The organism is Pseudomonas sp. LBUM1663, assembly GCF_059695905.1.
This window is the reverse complement of the sequence record NZ_CP166792.1, coordinates 3,385,939-3,408,165: the sequence shown is the minus strand read 5'-3', so window position 1 is coordinate 3,408,165 and position 22,227 is coordinate 3,385,939. Positions and strand designations below refer to the sequence as shown.

General features: G+C 58.2%; 21 protein-coding genes. 7 read left to right on the top strand and 14 right to left on the bottom strand.

Going from position 1 to position 22,227, the window contains the following annotated elements:
• Window positions 1-73: 73 nt before the first annotated feature.
• The 4 genes from ACA075_RS15485 to ACA075_RS15470 form a co-directional block, all read right to left on the bottom strand.
• Entirely contained in the window at window positions 74-1,000 is a 927-nt protein-coding gene (locus tag ACA075_RS15485; protein WP_497293637.1) for a halovibrin HvnC, read from the bottom strand.
• A 52-nt stretch (window positions 1,001-1,052) separates the two neighbouring features.
• A complete protein-coding gene (locus tag ACA075_RS15480) occupies window positions 1,053-1,985 on the bottom strand; it encodes a halovibrin HvnC (protein ID WP_497293635.1) in 933 nt (310 codons plus the stop codon).
• Window positions 1,986-2,080: 95 nt separating this feature from the next.
• Complete coding sequence (locus tag ACA075_RS15475; RefSeq protein ID WP_497293633.1) at window positions 2,081-2,521, bottom strand: DUF2599 domain-containing protein; 441 nt, start codon at window positions 2,519-2,521, stop codon at window positions 2,081-2,083.
• A gap of 53 nt (window positions 2,522-2,574) precedes the next feature.
• The gene (locus ACA075_RS15470; protein WP_497293632.1) at window positions 2,575-4,140 is read right to left on the bottom strand and encodes a hypothetical protein; all 1,566 of its coding nucleotides are present in this window, start codon (window positions 4,138-4,140) and stop codon (window positions 2,575-2,577) included.
• Between the two features lie 42 nt (window positions 4,141-4,182).
• On the opposite strand from ACA075_RS15470, the gene ACA075_RS15465 reads away from it, so the two are divergent.
• On the top strand, window positions 4,183-4,677 hold the full coding sequence (locus ACA075_RS15465; protein WP_497293630.1) for a hypothetical protein: 495 nt from the start codon (window positions 4,183-4,185) through the stop codon (window positions 4,675-4,677).
• Between the two features lie 130 nt (window positions 4,678-4,807).
• Here ACA075_RS15465 and ACA075_RS15460 read toward each other — a convergent pair whose 3' ends face one another.
• Window positions 4,808-5,029 (bottom strand): cbb3-type cytochrome c oxidase subunit 3, encoded by a 222-nt coding sequence (locus ACA075_RS15460; RefSeq protein ID WP_461959084.1) that lies wholly within the window; start codon window positions 5,027-5,029, stop codon window positions 4,808-4,810.
• Between the two features lie 8 nt (window positions 5,030-5,037).
• Window positions 5,038-6,465 carry a cytochrome-c oxidase, cbb3-type subunit I gene (gene ccoN, locus ACA075_RS15455; protein WP_497293628.1) on the bottom strand — a complete coding sequence of 476 codons (1,428 nt, stop codon included), beginning with the start codon at window positions 6,463-6,465 and terminating at the stop codon, window positions 5,038-5,040.
• 443 nt (window positions 6,466-6,908) lie between these two features.
• On the opposite strand from ccoN, the gene nirA reads away from it, so the two are divergent.
• Together nirA and ACA075_RS15445 are read left to right on the top strand one after the other, a co-directional pair.
• The gene (gene nirA, locus ACA075_RS15450; RefSeq protein WP_497293626.1) at window positions 6,909-8,579 is read left to right on the top strand and encodes a nitrite reductase NirA; all 1,671 of its coding nucleotides are present in this window, start codon (window positions 6,909-6,911) and stop codon (window positions 8,577-8,579) included.
• Entirely contained in the window at window positions 8,576-9,055 is a 480-nt protein-coding gene (locus ACA075_RS15445) for a DUF934 domain-containing protein (RefSeq protein ID WP_497293624.1), read from the top strand. Before nirA ends, ACA075_RS15445 begins: the two co-directional genes overlap by 4 nt.
• Before the next feature lie 48 nt (window positions 9,056-9,103).
• On the opposite strand, the gene ACA075_RS15440 is transcribed toward ACA075_RS15445, so the two are convergent.
• A complete protein-coding gene (locus tag ACA075_RS15440) occupies window positions 9,104-9,604 on the bottom strand; it encodes a hypothetical protein (protein WP_497293622.1) in 501 nt (166 codons plus the stop codon).
• 244 nt (window positions 9,605-9,848) lie between these two features.
• Between ACA075_RS15440 and ACA075_RS15435 the strand changes: the two genes are divergently transcribed.
• Window positions 9,849-10,658, top strand: coding sequence for a DUF6694 family lipoprotein (locus tag ACA075_RS15435; RefSeq protein ID WP_497293620.1), 810 nt, complete (start codon window positions 9,849-9,851; stop codon window positions 10,656-10,658).
• 73 nt (window positions 10,659-10,731) lie between these two features.
• A complete protein-coding gene (locus ACA075_RS15430; protein ID WP_497293619.1) occupies window positions 10,732-11,700 on the top strand; it encodes a hypothetical protein in 969 nt (322 codons plus the stop codon).
• A 114-nt stretch (window positions 11,701-11,814) separates the two neighbouring features.
• Here ACA075_RS15430 and ACA075_RS15425 read toward each other — a convergent pair whose 3' ends face one another.
• The 7 genes from ACA075_RS15425 to ACA075_RS15395 form a co-directional block, all read right to left on the bottom strand.
• Entirely contained in the window at window positions 11,815-14,169 is a 2,355-nt protein-coding gene (locus ACA075_RS15425) for a tetratricopeptide repeat protein (protein ID WP_497293617.1), read from the bottom strand.
• Window positions 14,170-14,482: 313 nt separating this feature from the next.
• Window positions 14,483-15,478: a DUF3829 domain-containing protein gene (locus tag ACA075_RS15420; protein WP_497293615.1), complete on the bottom strand. Its 996-nt coding sequence runs from the start codon at window positions 15,476-15,478 to the stop codon at window positions 14,483-14,485.
• Window positions 15,475-16,848, bottom strand: coding sequence for a J domain-containing protein (locus ACA075_RS15415; protein ID WP_497293614.1), 1,374 nt, complete (start codon window positions 16,846-16,848; stop codon window positions 15,475-15,477). The genes ACA075_RS15420 and ACA075_RS15415 overlap by 4 nt, the downstream gene beginning before the upstream one ends.
• A 285-nt stretch (window positions 16,849-17,133) precedes the next feature.
• Window positions 17,134-18,162, bottom strand: a complete 1,029-nt coding sequence (locus ACA075_RS15410) for an HAD family hydrolase (RefSeq protein ID WP_497293612.1) — start codon at window positions 18,160-18,162, stop codon at window positions 17,134-17,136.
• A 174-nt stretch (window positions 18,163-18,336) separates the two neighbouring features.
• Window positions 18,337-19,737, bottom strand: a complete 1,401-nt coding sequence (locus ACA075_RS15405) for a DUF1254 domain-containing protein (RefSeq protein WP_497293611.1) — start codon at window positions 19,735-19,737, stop codon at window positions 18,337-18,339.
• A 26-nt stretch (window positions 19,738-19,763) separates the two neighbouring features.
• Window positions 19,764-19,976: a hypothetical protein gene (locus ACA075_RS15400; protein ID WP_497293609.1), complete on the bottom strand. Its 213-nt coding sequence runs from the start codon at window positions 19,974-19,976 to the stop codon at window positions 19,764-19,766.
• A 321-nt stretch (window positions 19,977-20,297) separates the two neighbouring features.
• Window positions 20,298-20,723: a YciI family protein gene (locus ACA075_RS15395; RefSeq protein WP_010459909.1), complete on the bottom strand. Its 426-nt coding sequence runs from the start codon at window positions 20,721-20,723 to the stop codon at window positions 20,298-20,300.
• A gap of 131 nt (window positions 20,724-20,854) precedes the next feature.
• On the opposite strand from ACA075_RS15395, the gene ACA075_RS15390 reads away from it, so the two are divergent.
• Both ACA075_RS15390 and tpx read left to right on the top strand, forming a co-directional pair.
• Window positions 20,855-21,298, top strand: coding sequence for an SRPBCC family protein (locus ACA075_RS15390; RefSeq protein WP_497293608.1), 444 nt, complete (start codon window positions 20,855-20,857; stop codon window positions 21,296-21,298).
• A gap of 266 nt (window positions 21,299-21,564) precedes the next feature.
• Complete coding sequence (gene tpx, locus ACA075_RS15385) at window positions 21,565-22,065, top strand: thiol peroxidase (RefSeq protein WP_438659180.1); 501 nt, start codon at window positions 21,565-21,567, stop codon at window positions 22,063-22,065.
• The last annotated feature ends 162 nt before the right edge of the window (window positions 22,066-22,227 follow it).

Here is a 22,227-nt window from a genome sequence, read left to right as displayed (position 1 = left end):
GCAGATGATGCCAGTGTATTGAGTGGTTTATGTCTCGTTTGCCCAAGCATCTGCTTCAGAGACAGGCGAGTGATCAAGGTGCGACCAGTTGATCCGAGGCTACGTATTGAAAACTTGCGTTGCCGGAAATCGTCGAAGGCGGAATGAGCCTGATGACCGGCACCCAGATTCTGGCGGTGGTGGAGTCATAAAAATCCTTCTGGTTGCCACGGGCTTCCGCAAGACCGGCATTGTCGCCCCCTGCGATAAAAAAGAAGGCCATAAGAGGCAGCGTGTTCTGCATATTCTGCAGCCAGGTCTTGATGACGATTTCGTTTTGTTCGTTAAATCCGGTTGCGCCCAACATCCCCCTTGCCCGCACGGATTGATAAAACGCGTCTGCAGCAGGTTTACCTGTCGCCTCCGAAACATCAAAACCGCATTGGCGAATGTGTTGATTGTTGGGTGAGCTGTCCCAAACGGTTTTCCATTGCTCTGCCGTGGTGACGCCTGCACTACGGCAACGTTGGCTTTGAGACGGAAAGGACGCGTGATGACCACACGGTGTCACCCGGTTCCAGGTCCAGCCGTCGATGGGGAAGGAGCAAAGGAAATCGAGATCGACCTTGTCATGCGGCGCACCGAAGATGGGGTACAACATGAAACCGTTGTTTTTCCCCCACGCGAGTCGCCCGTATTTGGCATCCGCTCTGATGTAGGAAAACGAAACACCACCGTTTCCAACTGAAGTCGGGCTCGGATTCCATACATGGTGCGTTTCGCCAGGTCTTTTATCGGTGACCCTGAGGACAACGCCCGAACATAAAAATGCCGGTGCGGTGGGCGAGTTATTACAGTTGGCGTAGGTTCGGTTATAAAGTGTCGTTAGTAAGTTGACAACCTCCGGCCCTGTCATGGCTGCATGAGTTGTACTGGAAACGGTTACGTCCTGAACCGGGTTCTCGATATGGGTGCATCCCAGAGCGGACGCGATGAATAGCGCTATTATGATTCGTTTCATAATGTTGTCCGTTTCATGTTTATTGTTACTTGATGTATGGGGCTGGTCGTGTTTATTGAGCGACCGCCTGATCTGAGGCGACGTAAGTAAAAGTGGCAGTGCCGGTTGAACTGGTGGGCGGTGTCAGTCGAATAATGGGGACAACAATCTTCGGATTGGTTGAGTTGTAGAAGTCCCGTTGATTATATCGCGCGTCTGCCAATCCCTGGTTATCGCCCCCGGAGATGAAAAAGAACGCCTTGATAGGCAACGTGTTGGCCCGGCCCGCAGGCCAGGTGCGAATAATGATTTCGTTATGTTCGTTAAAACCGGTGATACCTAACATGGATTTCGCCAGTAACGACTGGTAAAACGCAGGTCCAGCCAACATGTTGCGATCATCCTCGACGTCGAATCCACATTGGCGCAAGTTTGGATTGCCTCCCGGCAGGTTCCATACCGCCACCGTTTGTGCTGCAGTCGTTACACCGGCGTCCTGGCAGCGTTTGCTTTGGGCAGGGTACGTGGGGGACGGGCCGCAAACCTCAGTCGAACTACGTTGCCAACCCCAGGCATCCATAGGGTATGAGCACAAGTATTGCAACTGGTCCTTACCGGCGGGTTGTTCAAGAAAGGGGTAAAGGATATAGCCGTTACCATAACCCCATGCCAGGCGCCCGAAGTTTGCGTCGGCCCTCAGGTAAGAGTATGAAACGCCGCCGCTTTTTACTGAGGTAGGACTGGGGTCCCATACCTTGTACTGCCCCGCGGGATCTTTCACGGTAACCCTGAGTGTTACGCCAGAACACAGGAACGCCGGCTGGGAGTCGACCTTGTTGCAATTGGGGAACTTCCTGCTATAAAACGTCGTTAGCTGAGCTGCTACCGCCGCGCCATTCCGGGCGTCAGGGCTGTCAAGGACGGAGACGTCATTCGTTGAAGTAGTGCGGGTAGATGAACAACCCATGATTAAAGCAATGAATACAATAACGATTGTATTTTTCACAATAAGGCTCCTTCATCAAAAGACGTTGGCGTGTTGGGTCTTTAATCACAATCGATGTTTTTGGCGTTTCAATAGTCTTGACGCACCGAGAAGTATTACGGTGCTTTTTCCGGTAGCGGGGTGACATGATTACAACCGGCGGCCAGTGTTAACTGATAACCGACATCAGGTCGCCAAGGCTCCAGGATCCACTGTGGTTTATCCCTTGCAATCTCTAAATGGCAGATCAGTTGGTGGCGCAGTCCATGGGTGTTTTTCCAATATCGGCTATTGGAGTAATCCCGTGTGAGTTCATCCCAAAGAAAAGGTGTTTGCTCTATCTGCGTTTCTCTTGCGCAGGGAGTCGGTGTTATCGCGATAGACCATTTATAGTCCCGTAAAAACCATTCGGCGTTTTCGATGTATTTCGCACACCGTTGTATTGAAATTGTCTTTCGGTCCTCTGCTGCGTTGGCTGTTAGCGGATCCGCATACGATAATGAGCAGTGACTCATTAATAATCCTGCGCAAAACAACGACCAAGGGTGGCGATTCATAGTGTCGTCCTTGAGTGTGGTGACGTTCTGGATATTTGTTGTCGGGTTTGTTACTAAACTTGCAAGCGCAAGATCCACGAAAACATTAAGCGATCACCACTACCGGTGCGAAGGATTGTGTAGTTGATACGCACCGGCAGTCCTGCACTTTCAGCAATCCAGGCGGGATCAATCGCCAGTCTCATCTGTGAGGTATTGGTAATAGGAACATCAGGTCCATAACGAGTGACTTTCCCGTGCCAGGCTATGCGTATTAAATATCCGCTGGTCATGCCGACATAGCTGACGGTTGCAGTGAATTTATCTGACGACAATGTGGGTTCAGGCAGATGTAATCTCTGGGCTGTAACGGTCAGGTCCAGGGGGAGGGACTTGAGTGGCTCGGAAATGCCGGGGTATTCAACCGTGTAGTACACCTCGGCGCCGCTGCCGATGCAGTCGATGACGTCCAGTCGGTCGATCAGGAATGTCAACGTTTGCCCTGGCTGCCCAATCGTTTGAATTTCACTGCCATAGGTGTTGTTTCGGCCAACCCAATACACTTTGACGGTGTGTCCGGTGAGCGAGCCGGTATAGGAAACCTGCACCCTGGCATGCTTGGCCGAGTACATGTCATCAAACGTCAGCTCCGTCCCGTTGTTTCCCAAGGCCTCCAGTACCTTAGGCGACTTCAGATCCAGAACCGGTCGTTTAACGTGTACATCGATGTGAGTCGTACTCGACCAGATCGCCTGCGGCCCGGATGAATTTCCGATTTGATCCACGACCCGGAAGCGCATTGCAAATCGAGGGTTATCATTTTGGAATGCGTCGGCAAAAAGCTTCAGAACGACTCTGCCTGCACCGGCTTGCGCTGTCGTCACCGTGTGCCGGACGGTGTGGCCGTCACAATCGAGGATAATCTCGTCGTGCGCTCTCAGGTAAGGGTAGGCGAGTGTGACATCTACCCCTTGGGCGGCACGAATGGCGTCCACACCTTTGGCGATCACATCCGCCGGAAGCGTCAATACAAGGTTGGGATTGTCCCCGGTTCCCGTTACCTCGCCGCCGGGGCGGGGGGTGTTGAACAGGAAGACCAGGTCCGCCGATGGTTCCGGCTCCTGACTGACGCGTTTGACCCTCAGACTAATCCGGTTGATCCCGTTCTGCAGGAACCCTCCTGGCAAATTCAGCGTGAATCTCTTGTTTTCCTCACCCGACTGGATCGTCTTTGAGACGCCGGTGGGTAGGGCATTGAGCACCAGCTCAGCAGTATCGAATTCACTCATGTTGAACCAGGGGTCGATCAACACCTGGAGGCCGGCAGGGGTCACCAGGATTAACCCGACACCCCCCTCGGGATTGTCGGGATGAATGACCGGGGTCGTCAACAGCGGTATCACGACTTTGTCTATCGACGTTATCTGGTTGCTCATGAACGGCGTTCCTTGGCGGTATGTTTTATATTTAATTTCGACTGCCAAGTCATCAAACACCAACAGGCGGGTATCAGCTACTGTCAGATCTGACAGGTAAACGGCAATAATTCGATGAAAATGCAGCCGCTCGTCGTTTTCACTCATCGTTAAAGGGCGCCCATACAGCGCCTTTCTCGTACACCGATGGCTGGCATCTGCCATGATCGGCTTCCGCAGCACCGCTTCAACCAAAGGAACACTGCAATGGACGACGTACAGCAACTGGGCGAGATGCTTCGCCACTACGCAGAAAGCGAAGCGCACAAGAAGCAAGTGTTTGAGTCGCAATCGGCCGTGTGGGCGACGCGTATCGGTGAATTGTTCGACCAGATCCAGCAATGGCTGGAGCCGGTCCAGGTGCCGAATCTGCTGGAGGTGAGTCGCGAGGTGTATGTCGCTTCTGGGCCGAGCGTTCCGGTCGAGGCGTCGACGTTCAAGACCGAGAAAATGAGCATTGTCATTGCCGGCAAACCGGTGGAGTTCGTGCCGGATGTGATGGGCGCCGGTGGGCAGATTTCGTTGGCGGTGATGGGGTTGACGGCTGCGCGGTATGGCAGCATTTCGCTGGTGTGCCTGCCGCCGTCGACCAACTGGCAATGGCGCAAGACCAATGGGCTGAAGGACCCGGATACGTTTGCCTTCGATGCGAACTTCCTGGCGCAGCAGTTGCAGAGCCTTATTCCCCGCGAACGCGGTTGATTCTCTGACCTTACACATATCCCTGTGGGAGCGAGCCTGCTCGCGATGACGGTGTATCAGTCAGCATTGATATCGACTGACACTCCGCCATCGCGAGCAGGCTCGCTCCCACATTTGGATTATTGGTGTGTCAGATTTCCAGGTTGCCCCATCCGGGTTTAGCTTCTTCCGGCGCCACCGCCTTCACTGTCTTCCCCGTCGCCAATTCCACCCGCCGCGCCACCTCAGGGTCATCGGCAAACGGAATCAGGCTCGCGTCCTCCAGGCTCTCGGCCGTCTGGTGTTTCAGGCAATACTCGATCGCCAGCCAAAACCCCACGACCCCAAACAGATTCAGCACTATCTCGGTCATCTCAAACCTCACGCAATCTGCGCTTCACGTTCGGCCATCGCCACGTCCGAAACCCGCACGGTGCGCCACGTGTTGTAGGCCATCAGCAGCATCCCGCTAAGGAAGAAAACCCCGCCGGCGAAGCGCACCACGAATCCCGGATGGCTGGCCTGCAAGGCCTCGACGAACGAGTAAGTCAGGGTGCCGTCGTCGTTGATCGCACGCCACATCAACCCTTGAGTGATGCCGTTGACCCACATCGAGGCGATGTACAACACCGTGCCGATGGTCGCCAGCCAGAAGTGCAGGTTGATCAGCGGCGTGCTGAACATCTGCTCGCGACCGAAGACTTTCGGGACCATGTGGTAGATGGCTCCAAACGTGATCATTGCCACCCAACCGAGAGCACCGGCGTGGACGTGGCCGATAGTCCAGTCGGTGTAGTGGGAGAGGGCGTTGACCGTTTTGATGGCCATCATCGGCCCTTCGAACGTCGACATCCCGTAGAACGCCAGCGACAGCACCAAAAAGCGCAGGATCGGGTCGGTGCGCAACTTATGCCAGGCGCCCGAGAGCGTCATCATGCCGTTGATCATCCCGCCCCAACTCGGCGCCAGCAAAATCAGCGACATCGCCATACCGAGTGATTGCGCCCAGTCCGGCAACGCGGTGTAGTGCAAATGGTGCGGGCCGGCCCAGATGTACAGGGTGATCAGCGCCCAGAAATGCACGATCGACAACCGGTACGAGTACACCGGCCGCCCGACCTGTTTCGGCACGAAGTAATACATCATCCCGAGGAACCCGGTGGTCAAGAAAAAGCCCACGGCGTTGTGCCCGTACCACCACTGCACCATGGCGTCGGTGGCCCCGGAATACACCGGATAGGACTTGAACCAATCCACCGGAATCGAGAGGTGATTGACCACGTGCAGCATCGCGATCACGACGATGAACGCGCCGAAGAACCAGTTGCCGACATAGATATGCTTGGTCTTGCGCTGCACCACGGTGGTGAAGAACACGATGGCGTAAGCGACCCAGACTACGGTCATCCACACCGCGCCGGAGAATTCGATCTCGGCGTATTCCTTGGTGGTGGTGTAGCCCAGCGGCAAGGTGATCAGCATCACCACAATCACCGACTGCCAGCCCCAGAAGGTGAACGCCGCCAGTTTTTCGGAGTACAGCCGCACCTGACACGTGCGCTGTACCGCGTAGTAACTGGCGGCGAATTGCGCGCTGCCGGCGAAGCCGAAGATCACAAGGCTGGTGTGCAGCGGACGCAAGCGGCCGAAGGTGGTCCACGGCAGGTCGAGGTTCATCTCGGGCCACACCAGTTGCGAGGCGATCCACACACCCATCGCCATCCCGACGACGCCCCAGACGATGGTTGCCACGACGAATTGGCGCACGACCTTGTAGTTATAGGCCTGTCCGATTGTTGCTGTGCTCATGGTCAATGCTTCCACGGTTGCAAAGTCTTGCCAGGCCACCCGGACTGGCATGCCGTCAACTGTAGAAACCCTGCCGGAAACAAAACAGACTCAGAAAAACCGAGTTTATGCGGATCAGATGCGAGGCCTGCCTGCGGTGATCTGACGCACTCTGATACGGTTTTTTAGCATTCAGGTGAATCTGTAACGCACTGCGCCGCAGGTTCATAGTCACTGCCACAAGCACCGCCACCCCTGTAGCAGCTGTCGACCTGTGGCGAGGGGGCTTGCCCCCGTTCGGCTGCGTAGCAGTCGTAAAACCTGCGGATGCGGTCTTACTTATGCAATTGAGGCGAATGGTTTTGGGGCCGCTTCGCAGCCCAGCGGGGGCAAACCCCATCGCCACAGTCGACAGCTGCTACAGGGTATGTAGAGCGTGCGATCCACCCTGATGAGGTAGCCACATGTATCAGTACGACGACTATGACCGGGCCCTGGTCTTCGAGCGGGTTGCGCAGTTTCGCGATCAGGTCGAGCGTTTCATGACGGGCGAGTTGAGTGAAGAAGAGTTCTTGCCGTTGCGTCTGCAGAACGGCCTGTACATGCAAAAGCACGCCTACATGCTGCGCGTGGCGATTCCTTACGGCACCCTGAGCGCCACGCAAATGCGCACGCTGGCAAGCATCGCCCGGGACTACGATCGCGGGTATGGCCACTTCACCACCCGGCAGAACATGCAGTTCAACTGGATCGAGTTGGCGCAGGTGCCGGACATTCTCGAACGGCTTGCCCAGGTCGAGATGCACGCGATCCAGACCTCCGGCAACTGCGTGCGCAACATCACCACCGAAGCGTTTGCCGGTGTGGCGGCAGACGAGCTGATGGACCCGCGACCGTTGGCCGAGATCCTGCGCCAGTGGTCGACCATCAACCCGGAATTCCTGTACCTGCCGCGCAAGTTCAAGATCGCCATCTGCTCGGCGGAGCAGGACCGCGCCGCGATCATGATGCATGACATCGGCCTGTATCTTTATCGCGATGACAGTGGGCAGCTGCTGCGGGTCATTGTCGGTGGCGGGTTGGGGCGCACGCCGATTCTTGGATTGCAGATTCGTGAAGGCTTGCCCTGGCAGCATTTGCTGTCCTACGTCGAGGCGGTGCTGCGGGTCTACAACCGCCACGGGCGGCGCGACAACAAGTACAAGGCGCGGATCAAGATTCTGGTCAAGGCCCTGGGCATCGAAGCGTTCGCCAAGGAAGTGGAGGAGGAGTGGCAGTACCTCAAGGACGGTCCGGCGCAGTTGACCGACGTCGAATATGAGCGGGTCGCCAGTGCCTTTGTGTCCCCTGACTACCGTTCGCTGTCCGACACGGACCTGGATTTCGGCACGCGCCTGGCCGAGAACCCGGCCTTCGCGCGCTGGGTCACACGGAACGTGCAGCCGCACAAGGTCGCGGGTTACACCAGCGTGGTGCTGTCGACCAAACCGGGCTTCGACTCACCGCCGGGGGACGTCACGACCGAGCAAATGCTAGCCGTGGCCGAGTGGTCCGAGCAGTTCGGTTTCGGCGAGATTCGTATCGCCCATGAGCAGAACATCGTCCTGCCGGACGTGCCCAAGGCCGATCTTTACACGCTGTGGTGCCTGGCCTGCGAGCAGGGCCTGGGTTGCGCCAATATCGGCTTGCTGACCGACATCATCGCGTGCCCCGGCGGCGACTTCTGCGCGCTGGCCAACGCCAAATCGATCCCGATTGCCCAAGCGATCCAGGCGCGTTTCGAGGACCTGGATTACCTCCACGACCTGGGCGACATCAGCCTGAACATCTCCGGCTGCATGAACGCCTGCGGTCACCACCACATCGGCAACATCGGCATTCTGGGGGTCGATAAGAACGGCAGCGAGTGGTACCAGATCACCCTCGGCGGCAGCCAAGGCAAGAACAGCGCCCTGGGCAAGGTCATCGGCCCGTCGTTCAGCGCCGCCGAAGTGCCCGGGGTAATCGAGCGGATCATCGCCACATTCGTCAGCTACCGCGAGAGCGAAGAACTGTTCGTCGACACGTTGCAGCGCATTGGTCTTGAGCCGTTCAAGGAACAGGTGTATCCGAAGATGCTGGAGGTTTCGGCATGAACAATCTGCTGCGGCTGGAAGAGGGTGGGGCGCGGATTGTGACTGACGATCCGTGGGTGCTGGTCAAGGATCCAGAGGGCGAGTTACCGGACGGGCCGCTGATAGTGCCGTTGAGTCGTTGGCTTCCAGAGCCAGGCCGGCACGCAGTCTGGCTGGGGCCGGATGATGAGGTGGAAAGCCTCAAACCGTGGTTTGACTCGTTGCCGCTGATTGCCCTGGATTTTCCGAGCTTTCGCGACGGTCGCGGTTACAGCCAGGCGTACCTGTTGCGCACTCGATTGGGCTGGACAGGGGAATTGCGCGCGATCGGGGACGTGCTGCGCGATCAGCTCAGCCACATGCGCCAATGCGGGTTCGACAGTTTCGCGGTGCGTGAAGACAAATCCGCTGAGGACGCCCTGAAGGGATTGGCCGGAATGAGTGTGTTGTACGGACGCTCGGTGATTGAACCGCGGCCGTTGTTTCGTCGGCGATAGGCCGCCGACGAGGCGGGCGCATCCTGTCTGGCAGGATGCGCCGGGCTGTCAGTTGATGCGGATCAGGGACGCGCGGGCGTCCGGGGAAAGCTGATCGATCTCCAGCAGCGTCAGGTCTTTTGGCGCTTCGGCGGTCAGGGGTTTGCCAAAGTTGCCCGCCGCATCCGTCGGCAGTTTGTACATCGCACCGGTCAATGGATCGACCACCAGCATGCCAATCAGACCACCGAACACCAGGTTGCCCCAGTACCAGCCACTCATGCTCGATTCCAGTGTCGCGCTGGTATCGGCAAAACCTTCTTTTTTGAAGGTGACGGTGTAGGACTCGCCCTTGAAGTAGCCACGGCCCGACGGCAGCGTCACAGAGTTGGGCGTGGAACCGCTGTGCACGACAACACCGGCCTTGTTCTTGATGACAAAGTTGGCACCGCTTGGCGTGCTCGACACGTTCACCGGGTATTTGCTGTCACCCACGATACTGGCGCAGCCTGAGGTCAGCAGTGCGGCGGACAGGGTGGTAACGGTGAACAGCGTGCGAAGGGCTTTCATTGTTGATCCTTTGGACAGGGCTTTGCCGTCTATGGCCGAGGCGCGCTTCATGCCGCCTCGAAGTTTTCTGGGGTGTTTTGCGCCGCGCACTTTATCACTGATATCAGTGGGCCATCATCCTGAATTTATGGATGAATCGATTATTCATGCGTAGGGGTATGTTGCGTTGCGGCGCAGGGTATTTTTGCTTGGGGCGCTGATGGCATTTTGGTAAAGTCCGCGCATTCTCAAAAAGGAGTCGGGTATGCGCAGGATTTTCGCGGTCGGGTTGGTGACATTGATGTTGGCGGGTTGCGGTGGTCCGAAACTGGACGGCACCAGCGACGAGAGCCTCACGGCATCGCTGGAAAAGGTCACGAAAGACATGCCACAAGACAAGAAAACCCAACTCCTTGAAGACTTGAAACTCATCACCTTCAGTAATATCGGCGAGGCTCTGACTGGCCAAATCACGGCCGAGCAAGCTAAAAACAACGTGCGCACGACGCTCAACGGTAAAACCGCTGAAGACGTCGCCGTCATCGCCGCCAACCTGCGCACCGAGCGTGCCTTCAAAGAAAAACAACAAGCCCTGGCCGAGATCAAGCAGCTGCAGGATATCCAGCAGATGGCGGAGAAAGCCAAGGTCGAGATGGCCAAGTTCCAGATTCTCAAGTCGGAATTTTATTTCACCGAGAAGAACAAGAATGTTGCGGCGCCGCACGGTCAACCCGTGGTGGTAGCAAAGGTCAAGAATGGCACGACGTACTCTGTGGCTCGTGTTGGTTTTAAAGGCACCGTGGCCAGCCCGGGCCGTGCCACGCCATGGTTTGTCGGCACAGTCGAATTGCCGATTCCCGGCGGTATAGAGCCGGGCGAGTCGCCGACCTGGGAAATCACGCCGAACCAGTTCAGCGACTGGGGCAAGCTTGATGCGCCCCCGGAAGCGCTGTTCAGCCTGGAAATCATCAAATTGGTGGGTGCCGACGGCACGCTGTTGTTCGACGCCAGCGGCCTGACTCCGCAGCAGACCGAGCGCCTGCAGGCGCTGCAAGACAAATACGCCGCTAACTAATCACTGAGATAACCGAGAACCCGCGCCAGCGGGCTTTCGGCTGCACGGAAGAAATCGGGAAAGGAGTCGAGTCGTGGGTGTGGGCAAGAAGGTTTTAGGGCTGATTGCGCTGTTACTGATGTTGGCGCTGTGGGCCAGTTATTTTTATGTGTTCAAGCAAAACCGTGACGGCCAGTTGGGCGGAGCCTTCGACAGCACGGCCTGGTGCGGCACGCCACCGGCCAGCGATGCTGCGGCGCTGGGCAAGGATCAACTGACGCTGCGCATCACCAACACGGTGCGCGGCGAGTTCATGCTCAGTGGTGCCGTGGTGGTGTCCGAGCGCACCTTCAACCGCTACGACCTGGGCCGCAACGAACTGCGCCTGCGTCTGGAACCCTTGCAGTGGTCCTTCGGCGTCACGCCGATTTTCCTTGAGCAGGTCAAGGTCCAGCCACTGAGCCGCAACCTCGCGTCGGCCAACAAAAGCGCCTACGCCGAACTCGAGCCAAGGCCCATCGGGGTGCAGGGCCGGGCCACGGATTTTCCCTTGGATACCTACCGTTATGGCTACAAACCGGTGTTGTATTACCTCAAGGGCAACGAGCGCATCGACCTGAGGTTCAAAAACATCACCACGCTGATGGAGATGTCGAACACCTTCACCCCGATCCAGAAGTACAACCGCGTCGACTACATCAACGAACGCAACTCGATGGTCCGCGATGAAGACTACAAGGCCTACGGCGCCCACGAGTGCGCGTTCAGCGTCGAGCGCAAAGGCTCGTTCAAGGTGATCGTGCTGCTCTTGTTGCTGGTGATGTGCCTGCCGCTGCTGCACGTGTTCTATCGCGATGAACCGGGGATCGATTTTCTCGCCACGCTGGTGAGTATCGGCGCGATTCGGGTGTTGCTGGTGGGGCCGATGAAAGACTTCCAGCTGTACACCATCGACTTCCTGTTCGCCGGGGTGATTATCCTGGTGGGCACGGTGTCGCTGATCAAGGCGATGCGGGCGAACAGTCGGCGGGAGTTGGCGTTGAAGAGTGGTTCTTCGTGGTAAGTCTGATCTGAAACCGAGTTGACGCCATAGCGGGCAAGCCACGCTCCCACAGGTTTTGCGCAATCCTGTGGGAGCGTGGCTTGCCCGCGAAGGGGCCATTGGATCAGACCCCAATCATTTCAACGCCGGATCAGCCAAGTTCATGGCCTTCCAGCCTTGCAACAGCACCCGCGCCTTCGGTTCCTGCCCGTTATCCAGGTAGTACTGGATCAGCGACAACCGCGCATTGCGGTTGGCCGGCTGCACTTTCAACAACCGCTCCAGCTCTGCGCAGGCCGCATCGACCTTGCCGCTGTCGTGCAACGCCACGGCCAGCACGTAGCCGTATTGGGCGTTCTGCGGTTCCAGTTGCGCGGCTTTGCGCAAGGCGGGCATGGCTTGGGCTGATTGGCCCGCACGCACCAGCGCCAAGCCCTGGGTGTGTTGCAGCAGGGCGGCGTCCGGATGTTCTTTCAGGCTCTGCGCCAACAGCGTCTGAGCCTCCTGGCTGCGTCCATTGGCTTCCAGCCATTGCACCAGCGTGACCAGCGCCGGGTAGAAATCCGGATCACGCTTGAGGGCGGTGCGGAGCAGCGATTCGACTTCGCCGTTGCGCCCGCTGGCCTGGTAGAGCATCGCCAGGTTGAGGTTGGCCTCGGCGCGCTCGGCCAGGCTCTTCTGCACCGCTTCGTATTCGGCAATGGCCGCATTCCAGTTGGCCTGGGCGCTGCCCAGTCCGTTACGGGCGACGCTCAGCAGGTCCCGGGCCGCGACGATCCGCACCGCCTTCACCGGATCGCCCAGCAACGGCGTCAGCAGCGATGCACGCTCCGGTGGCGGCAGGAACGCGCTGATCGCCCGCACCGCGCTTTCACGCACCTGCGGTGCCGGGTGGCTCAAGTCTTTGGTCGCGAGTTTCAACGCCTGTTCGCTCGGGTACAGCGGCAGTTCTGCGAGCAAGGTCGCCCGCTGAATCGCCGGCAGGTTGCTGCGCTGCAACTGCTCGTACAAGGCTTGCGCGGCACCGGGCTGACCGTTGCGAATCAGCCACAGGCTTTCGTCGTAGCGTGGCGCCTGCGCCGTGGTAGTGGTGTTCCAGAGCTTGAATTGCTCGGTGACCTTGTCCTCGGCCTTGCCCTGGTGACAGGTCAGGCAGGCGTCCGGCGTGCCGAGTTTTTTTGCCCGCTCCGGGTTGGGAATGCTGAAGCTGTGGTCATGCCGGAAGTCGTTGCCCATGTAGAACTTGCCGGGCATGTGGCAATCCACGCATTGAGAGCCAGGCTGGCCCGGGGTGTGGCGGGTGTGCTCGATGGAATCGTAGTTTTTGGCTTGCAAACCCTTGCCGTCGACGCCCGTCACCGAAGTCTTGCCGGCGGTGTTGTGGCATTGCAGGCAAACGCCATTGCCTGGGGCCTTGAGTTCGGTGCTGTGAGGGTTGTGGCAGTTGCTGCAACGCACGCCCTTGTCGAACATTTTGCTTTGGGCAAAGGAGCCGTGCTCGAACACTTCATCCTTGATCTTGCCGTCCAGCGCATACAACTCGCGGGTCAGGGTGCTCGGCAGGTAGTCGTCCATCAAGCGCTTGCCAACGGTGTAGCCGTCGTCCAGTGGTGCGCGGCGCGAATGGCAGCGGGCACAGGTTTCGATTTCGACCGTGGCGTCCTTGTCCTTGAGGTCGACCGCAAAGCCGGCGTGAATCAGATCGCCTTTCTTCGCCGTCCATTCCAGGTGGTTGGACGCGGGCCCATGGCACGCCTGACAACCGACACCGAGACTGTTCCACTGACTGTCGAAGGTGTTTTTGGCCGCGTCGAAATTACGCTTGTAGCCGGTGGTGTGACACTCGACGCACATGAAGTTGGCGTTCTGGCTCGGCTTGCTCCAGTGCAGCGGGTTCTTGAAATTCACGCCCTGGCCCGGATAGAGGTGGAACCAGCGGTTTTTCTCGGTATCCCAGGCCACGCCCAGCGCTTGCAAGCGACCTTCGCCGACCTCTATCAGGTATTGCTGCAACGGCGCGATGCCGAAGGTGTAGGCCACTTTGAAGTCGGCGTTCTCGCCGTCAATGCCGGGCGTGTTGACCCAGAATCCGTCGTCCTTGCGCGAGAAACGGGTGATTTCGTTTTGCGCCTTGAACGTGACGTTATTGAAGTCGCCCAGCATCGTCTCGGCATTGGCCTCCTGCATCGCCAACTGGTGATGGGAGCCTTGCCAACCCTTCATCTGGTCGCTGTGGCAGCCCTTGCACTGTTGCTCATCAACCATCTTCGCCGGTGTCACGACGACGGGTTGCGGTTTGGCCGGCTGAACGGCCGGCGTGCTGACGGGCACGGTTTTGATTGGCGCTGGCGTGCTGCTCAGCAGAAACCAGCCGATCGCCGCCACGGCCACCAGCAATACGCCGATGGTCACGGGAAACAGGTAGCGGTTAATCAGGGGCGGTGGCGAATCAGGGTTTGCCTGTGCTGCTTTATTTTTAGAGTTCGGCATGGCGACTTCCGTAGTCCAGTTGCGTTTGCCGTCAGGCGCGCATTCAAGCTAGGTGCAGCTTTGCCGGATGCTCTGCGTCTGTCAAATGGTGCGGTGGGAAACCTTATGAAGTGATCCCGATTGCACGGGTGGACGCAGCGGTCAGCACGGCCAGCGGCATGCATGACTGGAAGACGGCGCCGGCCACCGAAGCCGTATTCATTGATGCCATTTTCGTCGGAAGGCCGCCCGGGGCCACGCGCCCACAAGTTTACGCATTCCCCTGTGGGCGCGTGGCTTGCCCGCGATGGCGGCCGGGCAGGCACCGCATCACTCAATACTCAGCACGAGCCAACCGGTTGTAGCGGCTGATCAGCGAGTCATACCCTCGCGTAACGGCGTAAAAGTCATCACTCAAGCGCTGCGGCTCAGCCTTGTTCTTCCAGTCCTTGTGCAGAGCATTCAAGGCATCCAGATATTTCTGTGTCGGCCTGGCAATGTTGGACCAGAGATAACTGGGGACTTCGTTACGCTTTTGCGTTTCCGGCAATTGGCGTTGGCTGAACTGCTGCCGGTAATCCCAGGCCAATTGCAGTTCAGCGATGGTTTTAGCCAGTGCCTGCGGCGTCAGGGTTCGATTGTTCACGCCCTCGGCTACAAGGTTCAGCGTGTCCCTGGCCTGGATCATGTAGGCCAGCAAATACCAGTGAATGTCCTTGCCCAGACGTGCTTCGATCAGATTGAGTTGCTTGCGCCGTTGTTCAAGGTCCAGCGATTCAACCTGCTGCCTCAGTACCGTTGACTCCGTGAGGTAGTCCTCGGCCTTGGATCTGAATTGATCGGCAAAGGCGGGCTGCACCTCACTGATGACGGTCGAAAAACGCGCCTGCCGGTAAAAGGTGATTTGCTGCGTAAGGGGCATTACTTGCTGTAATGCCTGCGCGTAGGCATCGGCTTTCAACGCCAGCGGTGGGTCGTATTTCAGCAGCTTGAGTTTTTCGCTGATTTTCGGTGAACAGATATCCCTTTGAATGCCGGGCGCATCATTGGCACCGTTGTCGTCGAAATCATGCTGGTTGGCGATCCAGTCTCGCACTGGTTCCGCAGGTTGCTTCGGCGATTTGTACTGTTCGTAGGCCACCCGCCAATGCACGTCGACCCGGTTGATGCAGTCGATCACCGGTCTCAGGGCATTGGCCTGCGCGGTGAGCGGAGCGTCGTGTTGATCCAGCCACAAATCGATGCGGGCGACAACTTTCGAAGAGCCGGCCAGCCCCATCAGGATCAGCATCACAATGGTCACCACCGGGAACAGCCATTTCGGGTTCATGGCTGTTTCTCCTGGCCGTACCACTGCTCGACAGTGGCAGGTGCGTTGCATTCGCTGGCGGTGACCGGCATCCGGCTGCACAAGCGTTCGGTCCACTGTTGCAGGCCCTGGTTGCGGTTGACCGTACCTTGGCTTGAGATCACTTTGAACACGCCGAGTATTAAAACCAGCACCAAAATGCCTGCGCCTATCAGGCTGCGTTTGAGCAAGGGGCTGGCGTGTTGCCAGGAAACGTGTGGTTTAACCTCCCGTCGGCGTATAAGTCCGACACCCGTCAGTGTGGTGACGTAAACGATGCTGCCGACCACGCCATACAGGTTGCCAATGCCCGCCGCCATCGCAATGCAGGGTATCAAGTCGCGCAGCACTCCAAACGACAGGGGCATGAGCGAGGGCGAAAGTCGCACACTCAATCGATCGTCCAGCAACCAAAAGCGATGGGCAACGTGCGCCGTCAGCCAGTTGAGTACCCAACCGGCGACCGCGAATATCACCGACCAGAACACCGCGACGCCGATCAATCCGCCCAGACGCGTGCCCAACGGCGCGAACTGAATAAAGGAGCCGACCAGACAGGCCAGGACAATACCCAGGTACATCGGCCAGCTGTCATAGGTATGTTCCCAGTCACGCCAGAAGAACGGCGTGCCGCCGGGCAGGTCTGCGCAGATGTCAGGGTGGTTGGCGTACAACGCAGAGCTGAGCTTGCGGCATTGCACCCAATCGTCTTCGCGCAAGCGTCGGGCCAGGGCGCGGCGCTGACTGAACGTGCCCGGCGCCAACAGCAAGTGGGCGGCGCGATGCTCCGGCGTGGCGGCGGGCTCGGCGGCGAGGCGTTGTTGCCGCGCCAGAAATATCGGCGCTTCACGACGCTCCACCAAGCGCTTGCGCAGCTGCGACAACTGTTCGATCAGGTCTTCGTCCAGTTCCAGGCGCTGCCAGAGACTGAACCATTGAAAGGTTTGCATCGCCCATTCGAGCAGTGCTTCGGACGTCTCGAAGTGTTCGACGCAATGCCTGAGCACCGCATCTTCCATGACATCGACCGCGCCATGCTCAAGGGCGGCGGCATAACGTTGTTCGAGCTCGACACGGCTGACACCGTCCAGCGAACGGGTGACCCGTTGCAACGTGTCGACTTCAACCACCGTCAGCCCAGTCAGGTCCCACGGGGCATCGTCGCCCGAGTCATCCGCGCGCAATTGCTCCCATTCCTTGATGCTCAGCGCGTGTTCATACGCCTCACGCAGACGCTGAAAGCCCTCGGGGTCTTCATCCGGGCGCGTCTGTTTGAGCAGGATTGCATATTGGCGTTTGATACTGCGTGTATCGGCATCGGCCGGGAGGCCAAGGATGGTCCAGCAACTCATTGCGTGTGCAACTCCATGAAAACCCGCGACGCGATCCAGTGGTGGCATTTTGATCTTGCGCACCCTACCTGTTTCGCGTCGAAAAGTCCTCGGGTCTTACATTAGTCGCCGACAAACCAGCGGTAATACCAGTCGCCGAAATCGCCATGACCGAGGCTGCCTCCAGGGCGAGTTTCGGCAGCCACTTGCGTATGCGAGCCATCTGACTTGCTCCTTTTGTTCCTTTTGCTCACTTGCACCGCCCAAGCGCGACAAACGTTTATTGCAGTGCTGCGTAACGCTTTTTTATTGCACTTGTTCGGGAGCAGCCGCATCGAACGGATAGATTCGGCGCCACTCGGACGCCATGTCCACGATAGTCCAGCCACGGGTTTTGGCTTCGTCCAGGGCCTTGTCCAGGCGCCCGATCTGCGATTGACGGTCATAGGCCCATTCGCGCTTGGCGTCGGTGTGATGCACCAACCCCATGAATCGTTTGCCCGGGCCTGCGGCGGTCCATTGCAGCATTTGCAGATCGCCGTCGGAGTTGCCGAACGCCAGGATCGGCCGACGCCCGATCACCGCGTCGATGCTTTCCGGTTTGCCTGGGCCGTCGTCGTTGTGGGCCAGTTTTGGGGTGCGCATGATCGAAGCTTTGCCGTCCTTGAACTGGAACGCGGTGACAAAGGTGGTGCCGATGACTTGCTCCGGCGGTATGCCGTAAACCTTCTCGGCAAAGGCGCGCATGAACGCGGTGTCGCCCCCGGAGACGATGTAGGTCTTGAAGTCCTTGCTGCGCAGGTAGTCGAGCATTTCCAGCATCGGCTGGAAGATCATCTCGGTGTACGGCTTGCCGGTTTTGGGGTGTTTGGCCTGGCTCAGCCAGGTCTTGGCGTAGTCATCGAAGGCGTCGGTGGTCATGCCGGTGTGGGTGGCGCCGAAGATTTTCAGGATGCCGTCCATACCTGTGGCGGCGAGGGCCTGGTGATCGTTCTCCAACACGGCTTTGAAGGGCTGGGTGGTTTTCCATTCCGGGTGTTGCGGTGCGGTGCGCTTGACCTCTTCGAGGGCAAACAGCAACTCGAAGTACATCGGCTGCTCGCTCCACAATGTGCCGTCATTGTCGAAGACGGCGACGCGGTCCTCGGGTTTGACGAAGTCCTTGCTGGATTGGTCGGTGACGGCCTGGACGAACTCGATAATGTTTTTCTTCGATGGCCCGTCGTTCCACGACGGCAGGGGTTCGGCCGCGAGGGCCAGCAGCGGTATGCTCAATGCCAGCGCAAACAACAGCTTTAGCCCTTGGCGTTGGCGGATCGATATCGGGTTCGTCATGGGAAGTCCTTCTCGTAAACAGGGTTAAGTGGGCGTAAGGCGTGAGCAGCAGGAGACGGGTTGCGTTTGGCCTGACTATGCAGCGTAGTCAAGGATTTCTTCAGTTGGCGCTGCACCGGGATTTTCCGCCAGGCGTGTCGATCGGTGTGCTCCTGTGGTCTACGGAGTGGGAATTCATGGTTTAGCAGGCACGGGGTTTAGCAGTGGCATTTTCCACTGGCCGCTGACGACTTCCGGTTTTGGCAGGTACAGGCGTAAAACCCCATAGAACGGGCCTTCCGGCGCTGGCAGCCAATTGCTTTGCAGGTCCTTGGCCGGTGCCTTGTTTTGTAGATAAAGGGTCAGGCCACCGTCAGGGTCGAGCTTGAGATCGGGCAGCATCCGCGAGTTGATCAGGTAGCGGTTCAACGTATTGGCCACCAGCAGCTTGTTCTTGCCGTCGTACATCGTCAGCGACCAGAACGCATCGGCCGGGGGCAGGGCGCCTTTGTCGAAATGCAGGGTGTAATCGCGTTTTGAAGCGTCGAGCGGCTGACCGTCCTTGTCGACGAAATAGCCGATGTAATTGGCCTCTTCGGCCGAGTTGCCGAAAATCCCGATGTTGGCGCCGGCGTAGCGGTACAGGTAGTTGCCCTTGAGGTGATCGCGGGTGCCGAAGAAGTCGCCGCTGGTGACCTGCTGGGTATCGACTTTGTCTTTTTTGAATTGGGCAAATTCAGCCTTGGCATCGCGGATGCCGTCTTCCAGGGCCTGGCGCTGTTCAGGTGTGAAGTCGTGCAGCTTGAATGGCTTGCCGGCCTCGATGCCGATGGTCTTGAAGCGCGCGAGCAGGTCTTTTTCCGCATCCTGCGCCGGGGCGAAGGCCAGCATGAAGTTCAGGTAGCGGAACAGGTCAGGGGTATCGCTCATGGTCGGCGTGGGTTTGAGCCAGGCGATCTTCGGCGCCGCTGGTGGGGCCTTCTGTTTGACGTAGTGGCTCAGCGTTTCGACCTTGTAGCCTTTCTGGATCGCCTTGACCTTGGCCAGGTCCTTGTCATCGAACAGCTGCGTGCGATACAGGGCGTAGGCGATGTGGGTTTCACTGCGCAACAGACGATCCATTTTTACCGGTTGCTGACCCTGCCAGTTGGGGCCTGCGACCATGAAATGTCCGCCGTTGTTGCCCGTACTGCGGGTGCCCAGGTACGCGAAGTTTTGCGTGTAGGCGTCGATCAATTGCACGGAGTAATAACGGTGCTCGTCGATCGGCGGCAAGGTCAGCACAACGGGTTCGGCGCGCAGGTCCATCCACACAAAGGAGTAGGGCGTGTCCGCGTTGGGTGTGACGAACGCGGTGTCCTTGGCGGTGAACGCCTTCGCGGTGTTGCCGATCCGGTTGAACGGCGCCTTGAAGTTCGCGCTCTTTTTGTCCACGGCCTGGGTGTAGAGGGTTTTGTACATCTCCACCACCGGGAAGCCGTACAGGTAGGCTTCCTTGGCGATGCCGCGGGCTTCTTCGGGCGTAGCGGTGAAGTCGGCCCAGGCGCTGGTGCTCAGGGTGAGGGAGAGAACGGTGAGCAACAGGCGGTTAGTCATAGAACTTCCGTATTGAACCCAGGGCGTCATTCCACGGCCGTGATGTCGTCGAGTGCCGGGCGGGACGGCAGTTCGATCACCAGCGGACCGGCGTAGATCCAGAAGATCGCTTCATGGGCCGGCAGACTGGGTTGCATCGCAATCTTGCCGAATCGGGTATCGAGGTCCTGGGCACCGACGCCGCAACTGACGAACATGGTCATCAGGCTGTAGCCGGCCAAGCGAATTGCACAGTACATACGAGACTCCTATTTGCCGAAAGGCAGTTGTGTCGCGGTTGCCACTACTGCGTAATCTCTTTCCTATCAAGCCTGTAGGACACGTTTGTTGAAGTTAGCAGTTAACGTCGGATTCGCCAGCCGGACGGGGGCTTTGGATGTTTGTTCAGGTTTTCGGGATTTTTGTGCTTTGAAATTGAATGCAAACCTGAGGCTTGGGTGATGTGGCAGAAAAGCCATCGCGGGCAAGCCTGGCATCTGCAAGAGAACGCGGTGTGGTGATCGACTTGCCCGAGAAAAGTGTTGATGAGGTGGCGCTGGACGCTTAATCCCCTGCAATGTTCAGCGCTTTTTCATCTGCTCGCGAATCCGTTCTTCCTGCTCGCGCAGTTGCGGGGTGAACTCTTCGCCGAAATCTTCCGCCCCGTATATAGGGCGAATCTCGATCTCCGCTTCGGTCCCGGGCATCGGATTGGGGCAGCGTTTGACCCACTCGATGGCCTCCTCTTTCGACTTGACCTCCCAAATCCAGTAACCGGCAATCAGCTCCTTGGTTTCAGCGAACGGGCCGTCGATGACCGTGCGTTTTTCGCCGGAGAAACGCACCCGGGCGCCTTTGCTGCTCGGTTGCAGGCCGTCGCAGTCGATGAGGATGCCGGCCTTGGTCAGTTCCTCGTTGTAATTGCCCATCGCAGTCATCAGTTCCTCGGTGGGGAGCACGCCGGCCTCGGAGTCCGGGCTGGCTTTTACAATGATCATGAATCGCATGGTTTTATCTCCGCTGGATGTGAGTGATTCACGTGTTAGTCGAACGGCCGGGTCCTGAATCGACAGGGGTGCTTGAAATTTGTGGGCGGTGGTAGTCTTCCAGTCTCCCGGCCAATGGAATGCCACTGCTCATGCCCGTGCTGCAACTCACCACGCTCATCCCCGACCGCACGCCCGCGCAAGTCCTCGATTACTGCCTGGAAGGCGTCAACTTCCCGAAGATCTTCCCGGAACGGATCACGCCGCTCGGTGATATCGACATCAATAGCCTGCGTATCCAAGCCGGGCGCCAGTTCCGTTTTCGACACTGGATGTTCAATGTGATTCCGGCGAATTGGACCGTGGTAATCCGCGAGGTAGGCGAGCATCATTTCATCGATGAAATGCTCAAGGGGCCGATGGCTGCCTTTCGTCATGAACACCGGGTGGCGGCGGTAGAGGACGGTACGCTGTACACCGACCATGTAACGTATTCGGCTTTCGGTGGCGCGTTGACAGAAGCTCTGCTGGTGAATGCTTATATGCGCCGGATTTTCGAGGCGCGGCACCGCAATATGCTGCAGTTGTTGGCCTGAACCCGATTCGTAGGAGCGAGGCTTTGTGGCGAGGGGGCTTGCCCCCGTTGGGTCGCGAAGCGGCCCCATAGCCGAAGTCCAGGGGACTGCTGCGCAGTCCAACGGGGTGATGCGGCATTCCGACAAGCCCCCTCGCCACAAAGGCTCGTTCCACAAGGGATGTGGTTGTATACAAGTTTTGTACAGGGGATAGGTCGTCAGACCATTTCGTGGTTAACTTCGGCCTCTTCAAAATTCTCCACAACAACGTCAGAAGGACTCCGTTCATGGCTCAAGTCACTCTTAAAGGCTCCCCGGTTCAAGTCAACGGCCAACTGCCACAAGCCGGTTCCAAGGCGCCAGCCTTTTCCCTGGTTGCCGGCAATCTGTCCGACGTGACCCTGGCGAACTTCGCCGGCAAGCGCAAAGTGCTGAACATCTTCCCAAGCGTCGACACCCCGACCTGCGCCACTTCGGTACGCAAGTTCAACGCCCAGGCCAACGACATCGCCAACACCGTGGTGCTGTGCATCTCGGCTGACCTGCCGTTCGCTCAAGCACGCTTCTGCGGCGCCGAAGGCCTGGACAACGTACAGAACCTGTCGACTCTGCGCGGTGCCGAGTTCATCGAGAACTACGGCGTGGCAATCGCTGATGGCCCGCTCAAAGGCCTGACTGCCCGTGCCGTCGTGGTGCTGGACGAAAACGACAACGTGCTGCACAGCGAACTGGTCAAGGAAATCGCTGAAGAACCGAACTACGAAGCAGCGCTGGCCGTTCTGAAATAAGTAAAGCATTACAATTGTTAACGGCCTAGGGGGCGTTCTCACTGAATTTCCCCGCCGCGTTGTCGCCTTAAAGCGGGCCAGGCAAGGCGCAGGCCGCTGGTAATGGTTGCTCCCTTTCCAAGGCCTGCAACGCAGGCTGGCCCGCTTTAAGGCACAACCCGA